We start from the raw sequence: 21,065 nt of genomic DNA, 5'->3' as shown, positions 1-21,065 counted from the left end.
TCTATGGAAATGTCAGCCGGCGCCGGCCGGACGTGAGGCAGCACAGGCAGCACACTGTGGAGAACCCGACCGCGGAACTTCCGGTCAGCCGGATGGTTCGCCGGACGCGCCGTTCCTAGCGTTGCCTCATGTCGATCACGCGGAGTCGGATCAGTCGTCGGGCAGTGACCGTGCTCGCTGTCGTCTTTCTGGCGTCACTCTCCACGGCGGAAAACGGAGCGGCGGCCCCCGCTCACCCGTCCCGGTTGCAACGGGACGCCGACGCCCTGCGCGACGACGGCGTCACAGGCGTGTCGGTGAGGCTGGAGACGCCCCACGGAACACGGACCGTGAGCAGCGGGGTCGGTGACCTCCGCACCGGGGAGCCCGTGGCCACGGACGGCTATGTGAGGATCGGCAGCACCACCAAGACGTTCGTCGCGGCCGTAGTGCTCCAGCTCGTCGGCGAAGGGCGCCTGTCGCTGGACGACACGGTGGACACGTGGCTGCCCGGCCTGGTCCGCGGTCACGGCAACGACGGTCACCGGGTGACGGTACGTCAGCTGTCGCAGCACACCAGCGGGTTGCCCGACTACATCGGCGACGTCGTCCCCGATCTCAGCGCGGCCGGGTATCGGGAGAACCGCTGGAACACCTACACCTCCCGGCAGCGGGTGGCCCTCGCGATGCGGCACCCGCCGTCCTTCGCGCCCGGTGCCGGCTGGGAGTACTCCAATACCAACTACGTGCTCCTTGGCATGGTCATCAAGGCGGTCACGGGCCGTTCGTGGGAGCACGAGGTCCAGGCCAGGATTCTTCGGCCACTGCGACTCACCCGCACCCTCACTCCCGGCGACCGGCCGTTCCTGCCCGGCCCTCATGCCCGCAACTACCAGCAGTTCGAGCCGGGTGGCGCCCTGACCGACACCACCGTCGCCTACCTGCCCTTCGACGCAGACGCCGACGGATCGATGATCAGTACGGCCGCGGACGTCAACAGGTTCTTCACGGCCCTGCTGCGAGGCAGGCTCCTGGCCCCCGCGCAGCTGGCCGAGATGCAGCGCACGGTCGAAGTCCCCGCCGGCCGCGGCTTCCCACCAGGCACGCGCGACGGGCTCGGCCTGGATCGGACGCCGCTGTCCTGCGGCGGCGGATACTGGGGGCACAGCGGTGATGGATTCGGATACCTGGTGTGGCCCGCCACGACTGCGGACGGCAGGACCACCGTCACGGTTTCCTTGCACAGTCGGCCGGGGGAGGAAAGCAGCGCCGCGCGGCAGCTCCAGGACGTCACAGCCCTCGTCGATCGTGCACTGTGCTCCGCCCGCCGCTCTTCCGGCACCCACCTGGACAGCCGGTCACGCTGAACGCCAGTCGCGACACCCCACCCGCACAGCCTGCCCCGGTCCGCCGCCGGAGCCCGACCGCCATACTCCGGCCGGTACCCGACCGCCCGTGCGAGGGCGGCCGGATCACCGGACGCAGCGGCCCACTGCGACGGGGCACGGGGGCGGGGCATGTGGCAAAGGCGCCTTCACCGAGCCGGCCGCGCTGTGTTGTCAGTGGCGTGCGCTTGGATGGGCCGCATGACCGTTCACGACGTTGCCGAGGCGCTTCCTGACATCCCGACGCTGCGGGACCGGTGCCGGGCGATGGCCATGCTGGAGACCGTGCTGAACCCTGACGGTGCGCGCTGCCACTCCTTCAGCCGGGCCTGGTCCGAGGCGGAGGAGGTCGCCTCCATGCGCAACGGCTCGGGGGACGAGTTCGACATCATCTTCTCTCCGGCGGGGGCGTACGTCCGAGGCTTCGACCACGAGTGCGCGATGAGCCCGTATGCCGACGGCGCGCCCTGGCCGGGCGTAGTGGATTCGGTCCCCGAGGTGTTCCGGAGTTGCGTCGAAGAGCCGGCCTTCACAGACGACGGAATGCCCATAGTGACGGCCTGCATGTGGCGCGAGACGGGAAGTGAGCGCTGGGAGGCAGGAGAAATCGACTTCCCCGAGGACGACGCCGACCCTGACGGCTCGGGTTGGCTGTTCCAGCTGCTGGTCGACCCGTCGCCGGAGGCTTTCCAGGAGTTCGCCGAGGACTATTACGAGATCCCGGTCGACATCCACGCGGTGCGCCACATACATGCCCTTCGCCCACTGACCCAGGACGTGGTCACCGCTCTGAACCACACGGTGTCGTTGGGGGACCTTGCCGACGCGGCCGCCGCGATCGGCTACGCCGTCGCGAGCAGCCCGGCTCCCTGACCCGAGCCTGTCACCGCCGAAGCCCACACTCAAGAAAGTCCATGAGTACTCGCGTGAGTACTCGTGAGTGCCCGTACTCAAATCCCGCGCATCAGGCTGACCTTGTCTTCGGTGTCTGATACACCTGTCGCCGTTGTCATGCTCCGTCGACCGGCGGAAGCGGGGGACCCGCAGGAGCGGGCAGAGGGTGGGTACAAAAGGATGACGTATCGGCGTGTGTTCGGGCCGGCGCTCTTCGGGTCGCTGTTGCTGGCTGCACTGCTCTGGTGGGCCGGCTCCAGCGTGCACGCACTCACTCTGCCCGGTGCCACACGGTTCCTCGGCCCCGACCAGGCGAACCGTCTGGTGGCGTGGACGATGCCGTGGTCGACCGGTCTCCCGTCCTCGAACCGGTTCGCCGATCCTGTCGGCGCGGCCGGTCACGGCGGGGACTACGCGGCTCTGAGGCAGACCGCCATGCGGGTGCGGTACGCCGCGCTCGTCCTGTTCTTCCCCTGCGGCGCGCTGCCGTTGCTGCGCCGGCTCTCGGGCCGCGGCGTCGGGCGCGCCGCGGTCTGCGCGGCGGCCCTGTGGGGATGGGGCATCGTCGCGGCCGTGCTCGCTGTCACTGTCTCGGCGCCCTGGATGGTCGCTTCCGGCGGATCGGCGGCCTTCCGCCTGCTGCCCCACCTCGCGGGCGCCATGTCCCAGGGCCGTGAACTCCCGGTGGGCGCCGCCCTGGTGGCCGCAGCGGCGACCACCGGTCTCATGACCCTCCTGCGGCGCGAAACGACGCCGCAACCACGCCCGGCCGTACCGACCACGGCCACCGCACGGCTCGCCGCGACCCTGGGCACCGCCGTGGTCGCCCTCGCCCTCGTCGTGCTCTCCAACGACCGGGTCGCCGGGCACATCCAGACCGCGTTCGGGGGCGGCGGGCGGCTGTCCGAGCCCGGTGACCTGCTGCGGCAGTGGATCCAGCTCAGCGCCTGGACCATGCCCACCGGCTCCACCTTCGGGCACTGGCTGCTGTACCGGCTCGGCGACGTGGCACTGCTCGTCATGGTCTGGTGGGGGCTGCGGCTGCTGCCCGTCCTGCTCGACCGCGTCACCTGCCCTGCCTGTGCGCTCGGCGCCGTCGCCGCCACCACCCTCGGTGTCGAGGTGAGTGAGATCTGGACGTCGCTCCTCTCCTGCCGGGGCAGCACCGCCGGACCCCTGCTCTACTACGTCTCCCTGGGATCAGGCGTGTCCGCGGCCCTCGTCTTCGGCATCCTGGCCGGCTGCGTGTGCGCGGCGACCGTGCGGCTGCGCGGCCGCACGCAACCGCCTGCCCCAGCCCCGGCACAGACCCAGCCTGCCTGACCGGTCCGAGGCTCGCCGTGGCCGCGCAGTTGCTCACGCGGAACCGCGCCGGCCGCGAACTCCGGACCCGCCGGGAGGACCGGACGAGGCTGTGACGGGGCTCGGGTGGCCGTCGCGGGGGTTACCGGCCGGGCCAGGCCGGCGGCTTCCCGAAGTCGACGGAGCGCTGCTCGACTCCCATCGGACGCAGCTCGACCTCGGCACTGACCTTCTGCAGCTTGCCGCCGAAAGAGACGACGGCGGCGACGACCTCCTGGCCGGTGGCGCCGGAGCGCATCGCGTCCTGCACGAAGGCGGCGAGTTCGTCGAGTGTCATGAACTGCTTCTTCGGAGCAGCGTGTTCGATCTTCTTCAACGCCATGGCGTCTCCTCCCCAAGGATCTGGCGTCAGCGTACGCGGTGCTGCGCGGTCACGTGCACGCGGTGACGTCAGGGCAGCAAGGCCCATGCCATGGGCGCCCCGTCCCCGCTGGTGGGCCCGGGCAGCCCGGTGACGTCGCAAACATGCCCGCCCGCCGTCACCGGCCGCCGCCTCTCACGCTGCTTGCAGGGCCTGCATCGGATGGAGCCGCGACGCACGGATCGCCGGATAGAGGCCCGCGAGCACACCGATCAGGAGAGTGGCGCCAAGCCCCCCCGCCAGGGACCAGGGCGGAACCACCGCCGACCACCCCTGGACCCGCGCGAATCCGTACGTCACCGCCGCTCCCAGCAGCGCCCCGACCGCCCCGCCCAGCGCCGCCAGCAGCAGCGACTCCGTCAGGAACTGGAGCCGGATGGCGCCGCGGGTCGCACCCAGCGAACGGCGCAGGCCGATCTCCCGACGGCGTTCCAGGACCGAGATGACCATGGTGTTGGCCACCCCCACACCGCCCACCAGGAGGGCCACCGCGCCCAGGCCGAGCATCAGGGCCGTCAGGCCCTCGCCGGTGGCCGCCTTGGCGGCGAGCGCGTCCGAGGGACGCGAGACCTTGACACCCGTCGTGTCACCGGGGCTGACGGTGCGGGCCAGGACCGCCCGCACGTCCTCCACCGAGCCGTCCCTGGAGCGCTCGAAGACGGTGGTGGGGTGGCCGTCGAATCCGAAGTAGCGTTCGGCGGCCGGGAATCCGACCATCGCCACCCGGTCCAGGTTGGGAACCAGCTCGATCGGCTCGAGGATGCCCACGACGACCACACGGATGTCGTTCATCATGATCGTCTCGCCGGTGCGGGTGATGCCGAGGCGCTCCGCCGCCACTGCCCCGAGCACCGTGGTCGGGAGCCGTTCGCCGGCCGGGTCGAGCCAGGCACCCTTGCCGACCTCCCCGCCGAGCGCGGACAGCAGGTCCAGGCGCACCGCCTGCGTGGTGACACCGGCGGTGCGTTCCGGCGGCACGACGTCGCTGCGGCGGATCCGGGCGTCGACATCGGCGCTGGCCGTGGCATGCAGCACCGGGCCGATGCGCTCGACCATCGCGACCGCGTTCTTGGGGAGTTCGGTCTTCTGCCCCATGGCGTCCCTGCCCGCCTCGGCGGTGAGGAGGTTGGTGCCCAGGCGGTCGAGCCGGGCCATCAGGTCCGCGCGACTCGACTCGGACAGGCCGACGACCGCGACCATGGTCGCGATGCCGATGGCGATGCCGAGCGCCGAGAGCACCACGCGCGCACGGCGCGCGCGAAGGCCGACGGCGCCGACCCGCAGCACGTCGGGGAGCGAGAGGCGGGACGGTACGAGGTCGTTCGTCACCGGTCCGCCCCTCGCGTACCGCAGGCGGACCCGGGGCAGGAGCAGGCGGTGTGCCCGGCACCGGCACACGCGGCGGGCCGGACACCTCCAGGTGTCCCGAACCGCGAGTCCGCCACGATCTCTCCGTCCTTGAACCGGACCCGGCGCGGCAGCGCGTCCGCGATCCCGTTGTCATGGGTGATGACGCACACGGTGGTGCCGGACGCGTTCAGTTCGTGCAGCAACTCCATGACGACAGCGCCGGACGCGGTGTCCAGCGCCCCGGTGGGCTCGTCCGCCAGCAGCAGCCGAGGGTTCCCCACCAGGGCGCGCGCGATGGCCACTCGTTGTTTCTCACCGCCCGACAGCTCGTCCGGAGTGTGGCCGCGCCGGTGGTCCAGCCGCACCCTGGCCAGTGCCTCGCGGGCACGTGCCCGCCGCTTTCCCCGCGGTACGCCGGCGTACAGCAGCCCCTCGGCCACGTTGTCCACCGCGTCGCGCCCCGCCGCCAGGTGGAAGTGCTGGAACACGAAACCGATGTGGCGGGCGCGCAGCGCGGAGAGCCGCGAGTCGGAGAGCCCGGACACGTCGTACCCGGCGACCCGGACGGTGCCCGAGGTGGGCTTGTCGAGGGTGCCCATGATGTTGAGCATCGTGGATTTGCCGGAGCCGGACGGGCCCACCACGGCGACCATCTCACCCGCGTCGACGGTCAGGTTCACTCCGCGCAGTGCATGGACGCCACCGGGGTACGATTTGGCCGCATCGCACAGTTCGATCACCGGGGCCGATGTCATGACTTCGCCACCCCGACCTTCAGACCCTCGCGCACGTCCCGTCCGCTGACCTCGATCAACCCGTCGGCGGTCATGCCCGTCTCCACCCGTACCGTGGTGGAGGTGGTGCCCCGGACGATCTGGAGGCCGTAGCCGCCGTTCTCGCCCCGCAGTGCGACGACCGCCTCGACGGGGACCGCGAGCACTCCCTTGTGCGCCTCGCTGACGAACTTCACGCTCGCCGACACCGTCGTGTCCTCATCCGACGCGGCCTTCGCCCCGCCGGCCAGGACGACCTCGACGGTGATGCCCTCCTGCGCGCCGGCACCGCCCCCGGCGCCGGAGTCCTCCGGGCGGACGGTCCCGGCGACGTGGCCGGCCACGGTCTTCCCGCTCGGCAGGGTGACCTGGACCCTGGTCCCGCGTGCGGTGAGCGGTCCGTCGGTCTGGTCGAGCCGGGCCCGCACGACGGGCCTGGTGGAGGCGACCGTGAGGACCGGGGCGTCCGGGCCCACCTGGTCGGCGAGCGCCGCGTCGGCGGAGACCACCTTGACCGGGCCGGGCTGGAAGACGACGTCGCCCCGGCCGACCCTGCCGGTGGCGTCGCGGTTCAGGGACTTCTGCCACCGCTTGACGGCGGCCTCGGTGTCCGTGTCGTACCGCGTGTCGACGTACAGGTCCGCCCCGTACCCCAGGTCACGCAGGTTGCGCTCCAGTTGGAGCACGTCGCTGCCCCGGTCGCCGGCCTTCATCTCGCGGAACATCGGGACCGGCCCGTAGAGCAGGGTGACGGGCTTGTCGTTCAGTTCGTACAGGGCCTGCCCCATCGTCAGTGTCCTGCCTTCGGAAGCGGCCACCGTGACGGTGCCCTGGACGGCGGACTTGACCGCGCGGCGCTGGGCGAAGTCGAGCTTGCCGTCGACCGTCTTGGACTGCACGAGGTCGGTGCGTACGACGGTCGCGGTGGCCGGGGGCAGGTCGCCGCTCCTGCCGGAGGCGCCCGCGCCGCCGCGGCCGTCGCCGAGGAACAGAACGCCCCCGGTGACGGCCGCGGCGACGGCCACGGCCACGAGCGTGAGGAGGGTGGTGCGGCGCTTCACTGCATGCCGTCCAGACCGTCGAGCAGCTTCGAGGCGCACGCCTGGCGGGCCTGCTTGTACGCAGGCGAGTTCGAGTCGATGGACGGGGACGCCGGGTTGGGATCGCCGCCCGGCTGGACGTTGCCGCCGCTCATGGTGGGGTTGGTGAACCTGGAGACGCCGTTGTCCCGCATGCACTTGGCGTGCGCGAGCATCGACTCGTAGTCCTTCTGCTGGTCCCGCTCGGGTTCGGCCGCCATGGCGGCCTTCAGCTGGTCGACGCAGCTGCCTCCCTTGCCGCCCTTGCCGCCCTTGATGCCCGCGTTCGCGCCGGGCCGGGCGCCGATCTCGTTGACCTTGTCCCAGTCGAGGTACCCGCTGAGCTTGGGGTCGGGGAAGTCCTTGTAGCCGCCCACGGTCCGCATGCACTGGACGTATTTCAGCTGGGCGTCGTAGAACTCGCTCTTGCCCGCGGGCCGGCTGCCCGGGCTCGTGCCGTCCTTCCCGGCGCTCGCGTCGTTCCTCGCCGGCGCTTCCGGTACGTCGGCGATCGTGTCGTCCTTCTTCGCCCCGCCGGCGTCGCCGTCCCCGCCACCGCAGCCGACGGCCAGCGAGAGCACGGACACGGACACGGTCACGCAGGCGGCCAGGCGCAGCCGGGCGTGGGCGACTCGACGGTTCGTCCTGATGGGGAAGTTCATGCGCCCCACGCTCGCCGCCGTGGATGATGAACCGTCCATGACCACATGATGAGAACGTAACAATGCCCCCGACCTGCGGATCCGCCCCGGTCCGGCTAGGCGGAAGAAGCCCGGACATGCCCATAATCGGTCCCATGCCGCATGTACTGCTCATCGAGGACGACGTGTCCCTACGGGACGCGATGGAGCTGGTGCTGCGCCGGCACGGCTACGGCGTGGACACCGCCGCCACCGGTGAACAGGCCCTCGCCCTGCTGGCCGGGGAGCACGGGGCGCGGGTCGAACTGGCCGTACTGGACCTGATGCTGCCCGGCATGGACGGCTTCGAGGTGTGCCGCCGCATCCGCGCGCGCTCGGCGATCCTGCCGGTCATCATGCTGACCGCGCGTGGTGACGACTCCGACATCGTGACCGGGCTGGAGGCCGGCGCCGACGACTACGTCGTCAAGCCCGTCACCGCGCCCGTGCTGCAGGCACGCATCCGGGCCGCGCTGCGGCGGGCGGAACCCTCGGCCCGACAGGGGACGGACGACGATTTCGCCGGTCTGGTGATCGACCGGGGCGCACTGACCGTCACCAGGAACGGCACTCCCGTCCCGCTGCCGCCCACCGAACTGAGGCTGCTGCTGGAGCTGTCGGCCTCACCCGGCCGGGTCCTCAGCCGGGAGCAGCTGCTCGAATCCGTCTGGGACCACACCTTCCTCGGCGACTCCCGGCTGGTCGACGCGGCGGTCGGCAGGCTGCGGGCGAAAATCGAGGAGGTACCGGCCAAGCCCCGGTACATACAGACGGTGCGCGGGTTCGGATACCGCTTCGGACCGCTGTGAACCGTACGGACACAGCCGGTGGGGCCGCGCGCCGTGCCGCCTCGCCGCGCCGCCCGTGGCGGCTCGTCGGCGGGCTGCGCACCCGGCTCGTCATCACGTTCGTCCTCGTGGCCCTCGTCAGCGCGCTGACCGCGACCACGCTCGCCTACCGGGACGCCCGCACCGCCGTCCTGCGGCGCACCCAGGACGCCGCGGTGGACGGACTCCGGGAGCGGATCACCACGGTCGCCCCCGACCTCGACGTACCCCCGGACCACGAGTCGTTGTCCCGGTTCGCGGCGAAGGTCTCGGACGGGCTCGGCGCCCGCATCGTGGTCGCCCGCTACCAGAACCTCGTCGCGGTCTCCGACCCGCGCGCCGACACGAGGGAACGGATCACCGTCGAACTGCGCGCCGCGGTGATGACCGGAGGCGGCGCCCGGTTCCAGCGGGTGATGTGGCGGGGGGAGCCGTACCTGGTCGTCGGCATGCCCGTGACGTACGCCGACGGCGACCGCCGCGCCTCCGCTCTGGAGGTCTACGCGATCACTGATCTGCGGGCCGAGCGCGACGACACCGCCGCCCTGCTCGACTCCGTACGGGCGGGCACCGTGCCGGTGGTGGTCCTGGCGGCGGTCCTGGCCCTGCTGGCCGCGGGCACGGTCCTTCGTCCGGTGCGGAAACTGGGCCGGGCCACCCGGGAGCTCGCGACCGGAGACCTCGGCAGCCGGGTGGCCGTCACCGGGCACGACGAACTCGCCGAACTGGCCCGCACGTTCAACGAGACCGCCGACGCGCTCCAGGCCTCCGACGCGGAACTGCGTGAGCAGGAGGCGAAGGCGCGCCGCTTCGCGGCGGACGTGTCGCACGAACTGCGCACACCTCTGGCGGCGATGACGATGGTGGCGACCGTCCTGGAGGAGGACGCCGACCAGCTGCCGCCGGACACCGCGCGGGCGGCCCGCACCGTGGGCGCGGAGACGGCACGGCTGACCCGGCTGGTGGAGGACCTGATGGAGATCTCCCGCTTCGACGCCGGTGCGGCACGGCTGAACGCCGCCGAGACGGACCTCGCCGACACGGTGCGGGCGTCCCTTGCGCTGCGGGGCTGGACGGAGCGGGTGGAGACCCGTCTTCAGGAGGGGCTGCGGACGGTGGTCGACCGGCGCCGCGTCGACGTGATCGTCGCGAACCTGGTGGGCAACGCGCTGCGGCACGGGGCCCCGCCGGTGACCGTGACCCTCGGGACGGCCCGAGCGGCGAACGGCGGCGACGAGGAGTGGGTGACGCTGCAGGTCGCCGACCACGGCCCCGGGTTGCCGCCGGAGGCCCGGGAGCGGGTCTTCGACCGGTTCTACAAGGCGGACGTGGCCCGTACCCGCGGCGCGGCGGACGGCGGCGGACAGGGCAGCGGCCTCGGCATGGCGATCGCGGCGGAGAACGCACGGCTGCACGGGGGCACGATCGACGTGGCCGACGCGCCGTGGGGCGGCGCGGTGTTCACGCTGCGGCTGCCGCTGCGGCAGGGAACGGGGGACAAGCGATGAGGGGCCGGCTGCCGGCCGTGGCCGCGGTGCTGGGCATCGTTCTCACCGGCTGCGGGGTCCCGCCGACCGGAGTGGTGGAGGCGGGCGGGCCCGCGTCGGGACTGACGAGCGGCGCACGTCTGTACTTCGTGTCCGCCGGCGGACTGCGGGCGGTGCCCGTGGGCGACAGGGAGATCAAGGATCTCGGCGCGGTGGTGAAGCTTCTCCTGCTGGGGCCGCCGCCCGGCGGACGGGCCGGCGGTCTCACCTCCTACGTCGAGCTTCCCGGCTTCTCAGCGACCGGGACGGGCACCCGCGTGACCCTGCACCTCGACGGCCCCTACGCGGGGACGGGGCGCGACCAGGGCACGGGGCAGCTGGTGTGCACGCTGGCCCGTGCCCAGTCGGTGCTGGCCCCCGGGATCAGGACCGACGACGTGGAGGTCGTACTGAGGCCGGCCGAGGACCCCCCGCTGGGCCCCTACCGGTGCGCGGAGTTCCTCAACAGGTGAACATCTCCTCGTTGCCCGCGGCCGGCAGCGGAGCGGGCAACGGGCGGGCTCTTCAGACACCAGGCCGATACGGCAACACGGCCTCTACCACCGGCCGCGCGCTGCTGACCAGCGCATCGGCCCGGGTGTTCAGGTTCCGTTCAGGTCCGGCCGAGTCTCGGGCAACTCCCGTACCGGAAGCGCCAAAACTCTGGCAAAGGGGTCTGGGACGAGGGCCGGGCCCCATGTCATGGTGCCTGCCATGTCGACTGATCACCTCACTCACGACCGGCCCGCGGGCCACATCCGTCACGCGGCGAGCAAGGTGCCGGAGGTGACCGTCTATTTCTGGATCATCAAGGTGCTGACCACCGGGATGGGCGAGACGGCGTCCGACTTCCTGGCCCACCTGCTCGGCCCGATCCCCGCTGTCGGCCTCGGCGGCGTGGCCCTGGTGGCCGCTCTGGCGGTGCAGTTCGCCGTCCGCCGGTACGTGGCCTGGGTCTACTGGACGGCGATCGTCATGGTCAGCGTGTTCGGCACGATGGCCGCCGACGTCCTGCACGTCGGCCTCGGGGTGCCGTACACGCTCTCGACCCCGTTCTTCATGGCCGCGCTGGCCGGCGTCTTCGCCCTCTGGCACCGCGTCGAGCGCACCCTGTCCATCCACAGCATCCGCACCCGGCGCCGGGAGGCTTTCTACTGGGCCGCCGTGCTGGCCACGTTCGCACTGGGCACCGCGGCGGGCGACCTCACCGCCACGATCGGCCTCGGCTACCTGGGCTCCGCCGTCCTGTACGCCGCCGCGATCGCCGTTCCGGCCGTCGCCCACCGGCGGGGCAGCCTGAACGCGGTGGCCGCGTTCTGGGCCGCGTACGTCATCACCCGCCCGCTCGGCGCCTCCGTCGCCGACTGGATGGCCGTCGGCCACGACAGGGGCGGACTCGGCCTGGGCCTGGGGCCGGTCACGCTGTCCTGGACGGTGGCCATCCTCGGCTTCGTCGGCTACCTGGCCGTCTCGCGAAGGGACGTCCAGCGCGACATCGCGGCGTGACGGGCCGGTGACGCCGGATGCGGCCTGCTGTCACCCGGCGGCGGGCAGGCTGACCACGAACCGTGCCCCGGGGGTGTGCCCGGGGTCGTATGCCACCTCGCCGCCGGCGGAGCGGGCCAGGCGTCGCGCCAGCGGCAGTCCCAGGCCCGCTCCACCGTGTCCGTCACCGGGATCCGCGCGCTGACCCGGCTCGAAGAGCTGTCCGGCGAACGGGGGCGGTACACCGGGCCCGTCGTCGACGACGTCGACGCGTACGCCGCCGGGCGCCCGGCAGGCGCGGACGGCGACCTCGGAGCGGGCGTAGCGGCAGGCGTTGTCGAGCAGCGGGCTGACGATGCGTTCGAGGAGGGCGTGGGGGACCCCCGCTTCCAGGGGCGGGCCGTCAGCGGTCACCGTCACCCGGCTCGGCGCGTCGACGGCTTCGGTGAGGCGCCGCAGCGTGGGCAGGACCTCGGCGGTGCCCGGGGCGGTGAGTGCGCCGCCGCGGGCGTCGTCGAGCAGGGTGTCGCAGATGGTGCGCATGGACTGGGCGGCATCCGCGATGACCTTGTGGGTGGCCCGGGTCTGGTCGGCGGTGCGGGGGCGGGTCTGCCACCAGTCGAGTTCGGCGATGATCCGGCTCAGGGGTGTACGCAGCTCGTGCGAGAGTTCCCCGGTGAGCCGGCGCTCGTGGCGCAGGACGGTGCGGATGCGGTCCAGTATGGCGTCCAACGACGTTCCCAGGCGGGCGAGTTCGGCAGGGTGCCGCACGTGGCCGAAGCGTTCTTCGGAGGCGACGGCGCTCCACTGGCCGGCCTGGTCGGTCATCGCGCGGACCGGGCGCAGCGCGCGGCCCACCGCCAGCCGCGTCAGAGCATAGGTGCAGGCGAGCATCACGACGTCCAGCGCGAGCGACCCCACGAGCAGGGTGTCGGCCGAACTCCGGTAGGGGGAGAGGTCGAGCGCGGTGACGACCAGAGCCCCGTTCCTGCCCGAAGACACCGGCTGCGAGCACAGCCGCAGCGGTCCGCCCACGTCGGCGGTGACGCACCGCCGCCCGCCGTGCCCGGCGAGGGAGTCGGCGACGCGGGTGAGGGGGCCGGCGTTCGGCGGCTCCTCCAGCAGACGTTCGCCGGCGTAGATCCATACGTTGGCGTCGAGGAGTGCGTCGTGGGAGGTCTCCAGGACACGTACGGTCGTGCCGGTGGTGTCGATGGTCGTCGCGACGGCGGCGGCGCGGGTGCGCAGTTCGTCGTCCGCCTGGTGCTGGAGGCGGTGCTGGGCGACGGCGTTGAAGGCGACGGTGAGGACCAGCATCAGCAGTGCGGCGGTGGTGAGGGCCACGAGTGAGAGCCGGCCGCGCAGTGTGCGGGGCGCCAGACGGTGGAGGAAGGCGGTCATGGCGGGCCGCGGCCGGTGGCGGGTGCCGCTCATGACAGGCGGTGGCCGAGCCCGCGGGCCGTGGCGATCGTCCGCTCGCTGCCCGCGTCGCGCAGCTTGCGGCGCAGTCGGGTCAGGTACTGGTCGAGGGTGTTGTCGTGCACGCGGGCGCCCTCGGGCCAGGCCGCCCGGACCAGATCGCGGCGGCGCACGATGCCGCCGGAAGCCGCCATGAGCGCCGCCAGGAGACGGAACTCGGTCGGTGTCAGGTCTACGGGCACGCCTCGGACGGTGACCGCGTGCCGGACCGCGTCCAGTGCCAGGTCACCCGCTGTGCCGGCAGGCGGCGGGGCGGCCCGTTTGAGGGCTGCCCGCAGGCGGGCCGCGAGCTCGGCGAGGTGGAACGGCTTGGGCAGGTAGTCGTCCCCTCCGGCCGAGAACCCGGACAGCCGGTCGCTCAGCCGGTGGTGGGCGGTCAGGAAGATGACGGGGGAGAGGAACCCGTTCGCGCGCATCGCCTGGCACACGTCCCGTCCGTCGGCGTCGGGCAGCCCGATGTCGAGCACGACGGCGGAGACGCCGGCGGTGGCCAGTCGCAGGGCGGTCGCGCCGTCCGGTGCGGGCACGGGGTAGAAGTCCTCGTCGCGCAGTCCGCGCATCAGCACGTCACGCAGGGCGTGATCGTCCTCGACGACCAGGATCGTCTGGCGCATCGTTCTCCGTAAGTTGTCGGGCGGCCCGGGAGGGTCGGGCGCGGCTCATGGGTCTCTGCGTTCAGTGGCTTGCAAGGGGTGGCCGCCCGGTTCTCCGGGGGCGCCCTGGCCGCTGAGGGAGACGGGCGCTTCGGAGATCCACCGGGCGGTGGACATCTCCGGCACGTCCTCCGCGCTGCTGCCGGCCCTGCTGCAGACGGTCTACCGAACTGTAGACGGTCTACTGGCCTGTAGACGGTGGCGGAGTGAGGCGTGTTCCCCTGGCGGACGCGAGGGACGAGAGGCGGCCGGCCCGGCGAGCCCGAATCCGCCGTCCTGGCCGGGCCGTGGGCCGCCCGGGCCCCGCTCGCACCAGGCCGGGTGCGGGCCGGGCTCGGCACCGCCCGGCCCGCACGGCGGAGGCGACGACGATCACCCGGCCGCACGAGAAGGCCGTCATCGACCGGGAGCGGCAGGGCCGCGGCTGCGCCTGCCTCCCCGTGCAGGAAGCGCCCGGCCTGACCGCGCGGCGCACGCCCACCGGACTCGGCCGGGGACACCGCCCCGGAGACGGTCCCGGCCCGCTTCGTGGCCCAGCTCGGTCCCGGCGGCGAGGACACCTGCGCCCGGCTCCGACGTGGAGGCCGGCGGCTGAGAGCGTTCAGGCGCCCGCCGCGGTGGGAGCCGGTCGCAGCCGGGTGACGATCCGGCTCGCGGCGGTCTTCTGCAGCAGCCCGTAGGCGAGGACCGGCAGCAGCAGGTGCGGTTTGTCGGGCAAGGACGCGGTGATCAGCACGGCGCTCGCGCTGCTGTTGTTCATGCCGCAGGCGAGCGTCAGCGACGAGGCGGTGCCCGCCTCCAGCCGCAGCAGGCGGGTGGCGGCCCGGCCGAAGACGAAGGAGAGCAGACAGACCAGGGCCGCCACCGCCAGGGCGGCCGCGATCAACAGCGGGCGCGGCCGGGTCAGGACGGATCCCAGGGCGCCACTGGCGTTGACGTAGGTCAGGACCACCGAACCGGCCATGGCCGACGGCGCCACCGTGGTGACCAGGCGGCCCAGCCAGGGCGCGGGCAGGACGAGTGCGCCCAGCAGACCCGCCGCGCAGGGACAGACCACGGTGGTGAGGGCGAATCCGCCCTGGGCCAGCCGGCCGGTGGAGGCCAGGAGGTGTGCGTAACCGCCGCTGAGCAGCGGCGACAGCGTCGCCAGCAGCGCGGGGGTGGTGAACGGGCTGAGGAGGGTCGAGCCCAGGACGAGACCCACCATCGTCGGCTGGTCTCCCTCGCTCTTGGCGGTCCACACGGTGGCCCCGGCGGCGACGGGCATCGCCACGATCAGGATCAGCGCGGTGAGCAGCCCGCTGCCGCCGTCGGCGTCGGGAGTGCGCCGCAGCAGGAAGGCGACGAACGGCACGACCACCAGCGGGATCCCCGAATGCAGCACCAGCCCGGCCAGCAGGGCCTTCGGATGCCGCAGCAGGCCACCCAGCGCGCCGAGGGGGACCTGCAGCCCGGCCGAGAACAGCATCAGGGACAGCAGGAACGGTGCGGTGCGCAGGGTCAGGTGCGTCGGCGGCAAGGGATGGACGCGACGCAGCCACAGGCCGGGACCGGGCAGGAACAGGGCGAGAGCATAGGACATGACGACGACGCGGCCGAGCCGGTGCCGCAGCCAGGACGCGGCGCGAGTGTGCATGGCCCCATCGTGATCAGGGCGGACCCGGCGGGCGGAGAAAGCCGCGCGGCAGTCAGGAAGCGTTCAGGTAACCGCCGGCAACATCCTGCCCATGACCCACGAACTCTCCGGGACTCCCGAGGCCGCACCGGGCACGCTTGCCTCCGCTCCCCCCTCCCACCCTCTGCGCTGGAACAAGGTCCCCGAGGTCACCGCCTACTTCTGGATCATCAAGGTGCTGTGCACGACGGTCGGCGAGACCGCTGCCGACCTGCTCGACGAGAAGGCCGGGCTGGGCCTGACCGGCGTGTCCGTGCTCATGAGCGCGCTGCTCGCGGTGGTCCTCGTCGTCCAGTTCCGCACCACGGCGTACCGCGCCGGCGTGTACTGGCTCGCCGTCGCCCTGATCAGCGTCGTCGGCACACTGATCAGCGACAACCTCACCGACGACATGGGCGTGCCGCTGGAGGCGAGCACCGCGGTGTTCGCGCTCCTCCTCGTGGCCGTCTTCGTCGTCTGGTACCGGCGGGAACGGACTCTTTCCATCCACAGCGTCGACACCCCCGGCCGTGAGTCGTTCTACTGGCTGGCCGTGCTGTTCACCTTCGCCCTCGGCACGGCCGCCGGCGACCTCGTCTCCGAGCGCATGGACCTGGGCTACCGGCTCTCGGCGGTCCTGTTCGGCCTGGCCATCGCCGCCGTCGCGGTCGCACACTTCGCGCTGGGCCTGGACGCGGTGTGCAGCTTCTGGATCGCCTACATCCTGACCCGCCCGCTCGGTGCCTCGATCGGCGACTACCTCTCCCAGCCGGCCGGCGACGGCGGCCTCGGGTTCGGCACCGTCGTCACGAGCGGGCTCTTCCTCGCCGTCATCCTCGGCCTGGTGGTGTACCTGGTGGTGACCCGCAAGGACGTCGCGAACCCCGCGCGCGTGACACGGCAGGCGGCCTGACCGGCTGGAAGGCGTTCAGGCCACGTGCAGGCGATCACCGCGGTGGCCCTGGCCGTTCGGCCGCGCTCCTGCCACCACGAGCCGACGACGATCTTCATCCGTGACCCCGTCAGCTTCCGCGGGGAGGCGCTGTCGTGGATGGCATCCCGCGCCCCCTCCGCACCTGACTGCCGCAGCCTGCCGAGAGAGGATGTGTCTGCCGGACTCGTCCGGTGAGGAGGAGAGCGCCACAGGAGAGGGTCCGGTGTTCAGGAGGCGAAGTCCGGCCTGCCGGGCACGCGACACCCTGGGGAGGAACCGTGAAGCCGGCCCGCACCACGTCCGCTGCGCCCGAACCGTCGGACAGACCCGTCCGGGGGCTTTCGGCGTGGCGGTTCGTGGTGGTGTTCGGAGGCGTCAGTCTGCTGATGGACTTCGTCTACGAGGGCGCTCGTTCCGTCACCGGTCCGCTGCTCGCCCATCTGGGCGCCTCCGCGGCCTTGGTCGGCGTGGTCACGGGGGCGGGTGAGGCCGCCGCGCTCGGACTGCGTCTGGTTTCGGGACCGCTGGCCGAGCGCAGCCGCCGCTTCTGGGCATGGACCATCGCCGGGTACGTGCTGACCGCGGTCTCCGTCCCGGTACTCGGCCTGACCGGCGTGCTGTGGGCGGCCTGCACCCTGGTGATCGCGGAACGCGTCGGCAAGGCGGTGCGCTCCCCGGCCAAGGACACACTGCTCTCGCACGCCACCGCTGCCACCGGAAGGGGCCGCGGCTTCGCGGTCCACGAGGCGATGGACCAGGTCGGCGCTCTCGTCGGCCCGCTCACGGTGGCCGGGGTCCTCGCCCTCACCGGCGGCCACTACGCACCGGCGCTCGGGGTGCTCGCGCTGCCCGGCGTGGCCGCCCTCGCGCTGCTGCTCCGGCTGCGTGCCAGGGTTCCCGATCCGGTGGGCTACGAGACGACCGCCGGCGCGGCAGCGCCGCCCGAGGAGCCGGACGCGCCGGAGGAGCCGGACGCGCCGGAGGAGCCGGACGCGCCCGAGGAGCCGGGCTCGCCCGAGCGGCCGGTCCCTGCCGGGTCCCGTGAGGGGAAACTGCCGCGGGCCTTCTGGGCCTACTCGGTCTTCACCGCAGCGACCCTCGTCGGTTTCGTCACCTTTGGGGTGCTCTCCTACCACCTGGCCGTCCGGCACCTGGTGCCGACGGCGATGGTGCCGGTGCTGTACGCGGCGGCCATGGCGGCGGACGCGGTGGCGGCGCTGGTCACGGGCTGGCTGTACGACCGGTTCGGTGCCCAGGTCCTGGTCGTCCTGCCGCTGCTGTCCGCAGCCGTTCCGGTCCTCGCCTTCACCGACACGGTGGCGGCCGCCGTGGCGGGTGTGCTGGTGTGGGGCGCCGCGGTCGGGGTTCAGGAGTCCACGTTGCGTGCCACCGTCGCCGACCTCGTACCCGTGGGCCGCCGGGCCTCCGCGTACGGTGTGTTCGCCGGGATCATGGGCGCGGCCGCGTTGGCCGGTGGCACCTTGGCCGGGGTCCTGTACGACGTCTCCGTCCCCCTTCTGATCGTCGTCGTCGCCGGCATCCAGGCCGCCGCGCTCGTTCTGCTGTGGGTCACCCGGGCCGTGCGGTCCACGCCCGCCCACTGAGTGGCGAACGGCTGCGCGCACCGGGCGTTCTCGTCACCACGCCGGGGTGTCCGACGACAAGCCCGGTTTCCGGACCGGTCGGGCCGGTGCTGCTGGTGTGCCGGTCCTGGCCGGCGCCTTCCGGGGGCGCTCCGCCGGCGCATCGCCTCCCTCCCGCTGAGGAGATCCCCCATCAGTAAAGGCAGGTTAAAGTACGAGCGCACAGCCAAGGGAGGGATGCACATGGGAAACCGTTTTGCCCGGGGGACGGCGGCGCTCGCCGGTCTCGTGCTCGCCGGCACCGCCGTGGTAGCCGTGAACGCCACTTCGGCAGCGGCCAGTTCGTACGACTGCCCGACGGGCTACTGGTGCGGCTGGTCGGGCCAGAGCGCGACCGGGACGATGTACAAGACGAACAAGAGCGTCGCGGACCTGGGCAGCTGGGACAACAAGATCCACTCGTACGTCAACCGTACGAAGTCCGTCGCCTGTCTCTACGACGACAAGAACTACAGCCCCTGGGGCGGTTACTTCCCCGCGGGCCCCGATGGCGCAGGCGAGTACTCCTCGTCGCCCACCGCGACGATCAGCTCGGTCAAGTTCACCCGCACCGAGCGCGAGTGCTCTCAGGGGGCCTACCCGAGCTGGTCCGCCGAGGTGTCCCCCAAGACACCCGGTTTCGGTGACATGAACGGCGACCGCAGGGCCGACGTGATCGCCCGCGACGAGGCCGGCCGGCTGTGGCTGGCCTCGGGAACCGGCACCGGCAAGCTGATCGGCACCGGCGGCTGGAACGCCATGAACGCCCTGACCCGGCACGGAGACTTCAGCCGGGACGGCCGCGAGGACCTCATCGCCCGCGAGGCATCCACCGGCAAGCTCTGGCTCTACCCCGGCACCACCACCGGGTCCCTGGGTACCCGCAAACTCATCGGCACGGGCGGCTGGAACGGCATGCGCGAGATCACCGCCGTCGGTGACCTGACCGGCGACGGCCGCGCCGACCTGATCGCCGCCGAGAAGTCCACCGGCAAGCTGTACCTGTACCCGGGCACTTCCACCGGCACCCTCGGCTCACGCAAACTGATCGGCACCGGCGGCTGGAACGGCATGAACGCACTGGCCGGCGTGGGCGACATGAACGGCGACGGCCGCCCCGACCTCTATGCCCGCGAGGCCTCCACCGGCAAGCTCTGGCTCTACCCGGGCCGTGCCTCGGCCCTCGGCGGACGCGTCCTGGTCGGCACCGGCGGCTGGAACGCGATGGCGAACCTCATCGCGGTCGGTGACTTCTCCGGCGACGGCCGACCCGACCTGGCCGCCGTCACCAACGACAAGTACGTCATCGACGGCAGCCCCGGAAACCTCGGCTGGCTGGTCACCTACCAGGGCCGCGGCAACGGCCTCCTGGCGGGCGGCGAGCGCACCAACGGCGAATGGTGGGGCCTGAACGGATTCTGCTAGAGGTCCTGTCGTCACATTCCCGTCGTCCGCCCGGAGGGCGGGCCTCGCGGCGTCAGGTGCGTGCTCTCGGCGTGCCGGGCCCTGACCCTCGTACTGGACGTACTCGGGTCTGGGCCCGGTGCGGCGAGAGTGCGTGCATGGCGTCGCGAGGCAGGCGGGAATTCGACGACAGGGCTAGGGCGTGTCACACCCACGGCGCCCGGAGGATACGGCCCCTCCGGGCGCCGTGTCGTTTCCTTCGGAGTCGCTGGTCGGTGTCAGGAGGGCCCGGCCGGGTGTGCGCGGCCGGGCCCTTCGCGGGGTCAGGACCTGGTGAGGGTGATGTCGGTGCTCTGGTAGCCGGTGTCGACGGTCACCGGGTAGTCATGGTCGTCCGCCCTGCCGATGCCGCGGAACACGGCGGCGCCGGGCTGGAAGGGGACGGTGGGCTCGATGTTGCTGGGGAAGGAGACGGTCCACGGGGCGGCGACGCCTGGCTCGCAGGCGACGACCAGGTCCTCGTAGGAACCGGACGCCGTCCCTTGCTTCTGCGTCTGGTAGGCGCTGGCGGTGAGGGTGATGCGAGCCGGTTTGTTGCACGTCACCTCGCCCCCGACGGTGATTTCCCCGGTGCGCTGGTCGACCGAACCCGTGGCGTTCAGCCGCATGCCGATGGCGAGCTCCGCCGGGGGCTCGGGCATATGGGCATGGAGTTCACCGCGCACGGGCAGTGTGGAGCCGCTGCAGTACCGCTCGAAGGTGGCGTCGATCTCCCGGATGTAGCCGTAGGGGCCGTAGGCGATGTGGGAGACGGTGAACGAACCGGTGCCGCTCTCGCAGTAGCGGTCGGTCGAGCTGAACTGCAGCTTGGGGTCCTCGGGCCGGGCCTCGGGCCAGCTGAGGGCATGGGTGTAGGTGACGCCGGAAGTCAGCTTCTGGCCGTAGGGGGCTTGCATGTCCAGGTACCAGCGCTCGCCCTCGTCCGTGACGACCGTGGCACCCACTGCGGACTGGGAGACGGGTCCTGAGATGTCGAACATCTGGGTGGTCTCGGGAGTGTAGGCGTAGGACCGGCCGTCGGTGATGTACTCGCCCGGCTCGCCGCCGAAGCTGAGGGAACCCGTCACTGCCTCGTGGGCCTGGGCCGTGCCCGTCAGCGGGGCCGCCGACACCGCCAGGGCCAGGGCCGCCGTGAGGACGGCCGCGGTTCGGGCCAGGCCGTGGCCCAGCGCGCTGATTCTCATCGAGTTTCTCCTCCTTGCAAGCGGTCCCGGTCCTGACGGACCGGGCTGGGTCGCACTGCCGACGTATGTCAGGTACCGGTCAATGCAGTCCTGAGAGGGGGGGCGGCGATCGATCTCCTCGGCAGCACGTGCGGGAACCTAACATCGGCCACTGACAACACAGGGACCACACAGGGAATCCACCGCTGCCTGGCCACCCTGAACCCGGGTCGGACGTCGGCATCCAGGGACGGGGGAGACCTGTCACCCGCCTTGCGCCGTCGCTCGGCACCTCGCCGCTCACGAAGCTCCGACCCGCACCGGGCGAGCCACGGGCCGGCCAACTCTCCGACGAGAGCGCGGAGATGTGCGGACGAAACCCCGCAGACGGCAGG

At 72.1% G+C, this 21,065-nt stretch carries 19 protein-coding genes; 10 read left to right on the top strand and 9 right to left on the bottom strand.

All coding sequences use genetic code 11. The annotated features are described in order from the left end of the window. Nucleotides 1-329 precede the first annotated feature (329 nt). From AC6I72_RS32855 to AC6I72_RS32845, 3 genes are all read left to right on the top strand, one after another. Entirely contained in the window at nt 330-1,346 is a 1,017-nt protein-coding gene (locus tag AC6I72_RS32855) for a serine hydrolase domain-containing protein (protein ID WP_498005101.1), read from the top strand. A gap of 219 nt (nt 1,347-1,565) precedes the next feature. Beyond that, nucleotides 1,566-2,237: a hypothetical protein gene (locus AC6I72_RS32850; RefSeq protein WP_498005100.1), complete on the top strand. Its 672-nt coding sequence runs from the start codon at nt 1,566-1,568 to the stop codon at nt 2,235-2,237. A 201-nt stretch (nt 2,238-2,438) separates the two neighbouring features. Beyond that, nucleotides 2,439-3,581, top strand: a complete 1,143-nt coding sequence (locus tag AC6I72_RS32845; RefSeq protein ID WP_498005099.1) for a hypothetical protein — start codon at nt 2,439-2,441, stop codon at nt 3,579-3,581. A 121-nt stretch (nt 3,582-3,702) separates the two neighbouring features. Here AC6I72_RS32845 and AC6I72_RS32840 read toward each other — a convergent pair whose 3' ends face one another. The 5 genes from AC6I72_RS32840 to AC6I72_RS32820 form a co-directional block, all read right to left on the bottom strand. Then, nucleotides 3,703-3,942: a hypothetical protein gene (locus AC6I72_RS32840; RefSeq protein WP_037853543.1), complete on the bottom strand. Its 240-nt coding sequence runs from the start codon at nt 3,940-3,942 to the stop codon at nt 3,703-3,705. Between the two features lie 174 nt (nt 3,943-4,116). Continuing rightward, entirely contained in the window at nt 4,117-5,310 is a 1,194-nt protein-coding gene (locus AC6I72_RS32835) for an ABC transporter permease (RefSeq protein ID WP_498005098.1), read from the bottom strand. After that, on the bottom strand, nt 5,307-6,086 hold the full coding sequence (locus AC6I72_RS32830) for an ABC transporter ATP-binding protein (RefSeq protein WP_498005097.1): 780 nt from the start codon (nt 6,084-6,086) through the stop codon (nt 5,307-5,309). The genes AC6I72_RS32835 and AC6I72_RS32830 overlap by 4 nt, the downstream gene beginning before the upstream one ends. Continuing rightward, nucleotides 6,083-7,165, bottom strand: a complete 1,083-nt coding sequence (locus AC6I72_RS32825; RefSeq protein WP_498005096.1) for a peptidoglycan-binding protein — start codon at nt 7,163-7,165, stop codon at nt 6,083-6,085. Before AC6I72_RS32825 ends, AC6I72_RS32830 begins: the two co-directional genes overlap by 4 nt. Next, complete coding sequence (locus tag AC6I72_RS32820; protein ID WP_498005095.1) at nt 7,162-7,884, bottom strand: hypothetical protein; 723 nt, start codon at nt 7,882-7,884, stop codon at nt 7,162-7,164. Before AC6I72_RS32820 ends, AC6I72_RS32825 begins: the two co-directional genes overlap by 4 nt. A gap of 95 nt (nt 7,885-7,979) precedes the next feature. On the opposite strand from AC6I72_RS32820, the gene AC6I72_RS32815 reads away from it, so the two are divergent. The 4 genes from AC6I72_RS32815 (at nt 7,980) to AC6I72_RS32800 (ending at nt 11,722) form a co-directional block, all read left to right on the top strand. Next, nucleotides 7,980-8,672 carry a response regulator transcription factor gene (locus AC6I72_RS32815; protein ID WP_498005094.1) on the top strand — a complete coding sequence of 231 codons (693 nt, stop codon included), beginning with the start codon at nt 7,980-7,982 and terminating at the stop codon, nt 8,670-8,672. Then, on the top strand, nt 8,669-10,198 hold the full coding sequence (locus AC6I72_RS32810; protein WP_498005093.1) for an ATP-binding protein: 1,530 nt from the start codon (nt 8,669-8,671) through the stop codon (nt 10,196-10,198). The genes AC6I72_RS32815 and AC6I72_RS32810 overlap by 4 nt, the downstream gene beginning before the upstream one ends. Then, nucleotides 10,195-10,689: a GerMN domain-containing protein gene (locus AC6I72_RS32805; RefSeq protein WP_498005092.1), complete on the top strand. Its 495-nt coding sequence runs from the start codon at nt 10,195-10,197 to the stop codon at nt 10,687-10,689. Before AC6I72_RS32810 ends, AC6I72_RS32805 begins: the two co-directional genes overlap by 4 nt. Before the next feature lie 241 nt (nt 10,690-10,930). Beyond that, nucleotides 10,931-11,722 carry a COG4705 family protein gene (locus tag AC6I72_RS32800; protein ID WP_498005091.1) on the top strand — a complete coding sequence of 264 codons (792 nt, stop codon included), beginning with the start codon at nt 10,931-10,933 and terminating at the stop codon, nt 11,720-11,722. A 30-nt stretch (nt 11,723-11,752) separates the two neighbouring features. Here AC6I72_RS32800 and AC6I72_RS32795 read toward each other — a convergent pair whose 3' ends face one another. The 3 genes from AC6I72_RS32795 to AC6I72_RS32785 all read right to left on the bottom strand — a co-directional run bounded on the left by AC6I72_RS32795 (nt 11,753) and on the right by AC6I72_RS32785 (nt 15,469). Beyond that, entirely contained in the window at nt 11,753-13,135 is a 1,383-nt protein-coding gene (locus AC6I72_RS32795; protein ID WP_498005090.1) for a sensor histidine kinase, read from the bottom strand. Further along, nucleotides 13,132-13,794 carry a response regulator transcription factor gene (locus tag AC6I72_RS32790; protein ID WP_498005089.1) on the bottom strand — a complete coding sequence of 221 codons (663 nt, stop codon included), beginning with the start codon at nt 13,792-13,794 and terminating at the stop codon, nt 13,132-13,134. The genes AC6I72_RS32795 and AC6I72_RS32790 overlap by 4 nt, the downstream gene beginning before the upstream one ends. A gap of 640 nt (nt 13,795-14,434) precedes the next feature. Further along, on the bottom strand, nt 14,435-15,469 hold the full coding sequence (locus tag AC6I72_RS32785) for a bile acid:sodium symporter family protein (protein WP_498005088.1): 1,035 nt from the start codon (nt 15,467-15,469) through the stop codon (nt 14,435-14,437). 91 nt (nt 15,470-15,560) lie between these two features. Between AC6I72_RS32785 and AC6I72_RS32780 the strand changes: the two genes are divergently transcribed. From AC6I72_RS32780 to AC6I72_RS32770, 3 genes are all read left to right on the top strand, one after another. After that, nucleotides 15,561-16,400, top strand: a complete 840-nt coding sequence (locus AC6I72_RS32780; protein WP_498005087.1) for a COG4705 family protein — start codon at nt 15,561-15,563, stop codon at nt 16,398-16,400. Nucleotides 16,401-16,777: 377 nt separating this feature from the next. Next, nucleotides 16,778-18,025 carry an MFS transporter gene (locus AC6I72_RS32775; protein ID WP_498005086.1) on the top strand — a complete coding sequence of 416 codons (1,248 nt, stop codon included), beginning with the start codon at nt 16,778-16,780 and terminating at the stop codon, nt 18,023-18,025. Between the two features lie 222 nt (nt 18,026-18,247). Then, nucleotides 18,248-19,468 carry an FG-GAP-like repeat-containing protein gene (locus AC6I72_RS32770; protein WP_498005085.1) on the top strand — a complete coding sequence of 407 codons (1,221 nt, stop codon included), beginning with the start codon at nt 18,248-18,250 and terminating at the stop codon, nt 19,466-19,468. A gap of 302 nt (nt 19,469-19,770) precedes the next feature. Here the strand turns inward: AC6I72_RS32770 and AC6I72_RS32765 are convergent, their stop codons facing one another. Beyond that, entirely contained in the window at nt 19,771-20,691 is a 921-nt protein-coding gene (locus AC6I72_RS32765; RefSeq protein WP_498005083.1) for a hypothetical protein, read from the bottom strand. Between the last annotated feature and the right edge of the window lie 374 nt (nt 20,692-21,065).

Source organism: Streptomyces sp. Xyl84 (assembly GCF_059731885.1).
The sequence above is the reverse complement of the archived record's forward strand: the minus strand, read 5'-3'. Positions and strand labels throughout refer to the sequence as shown.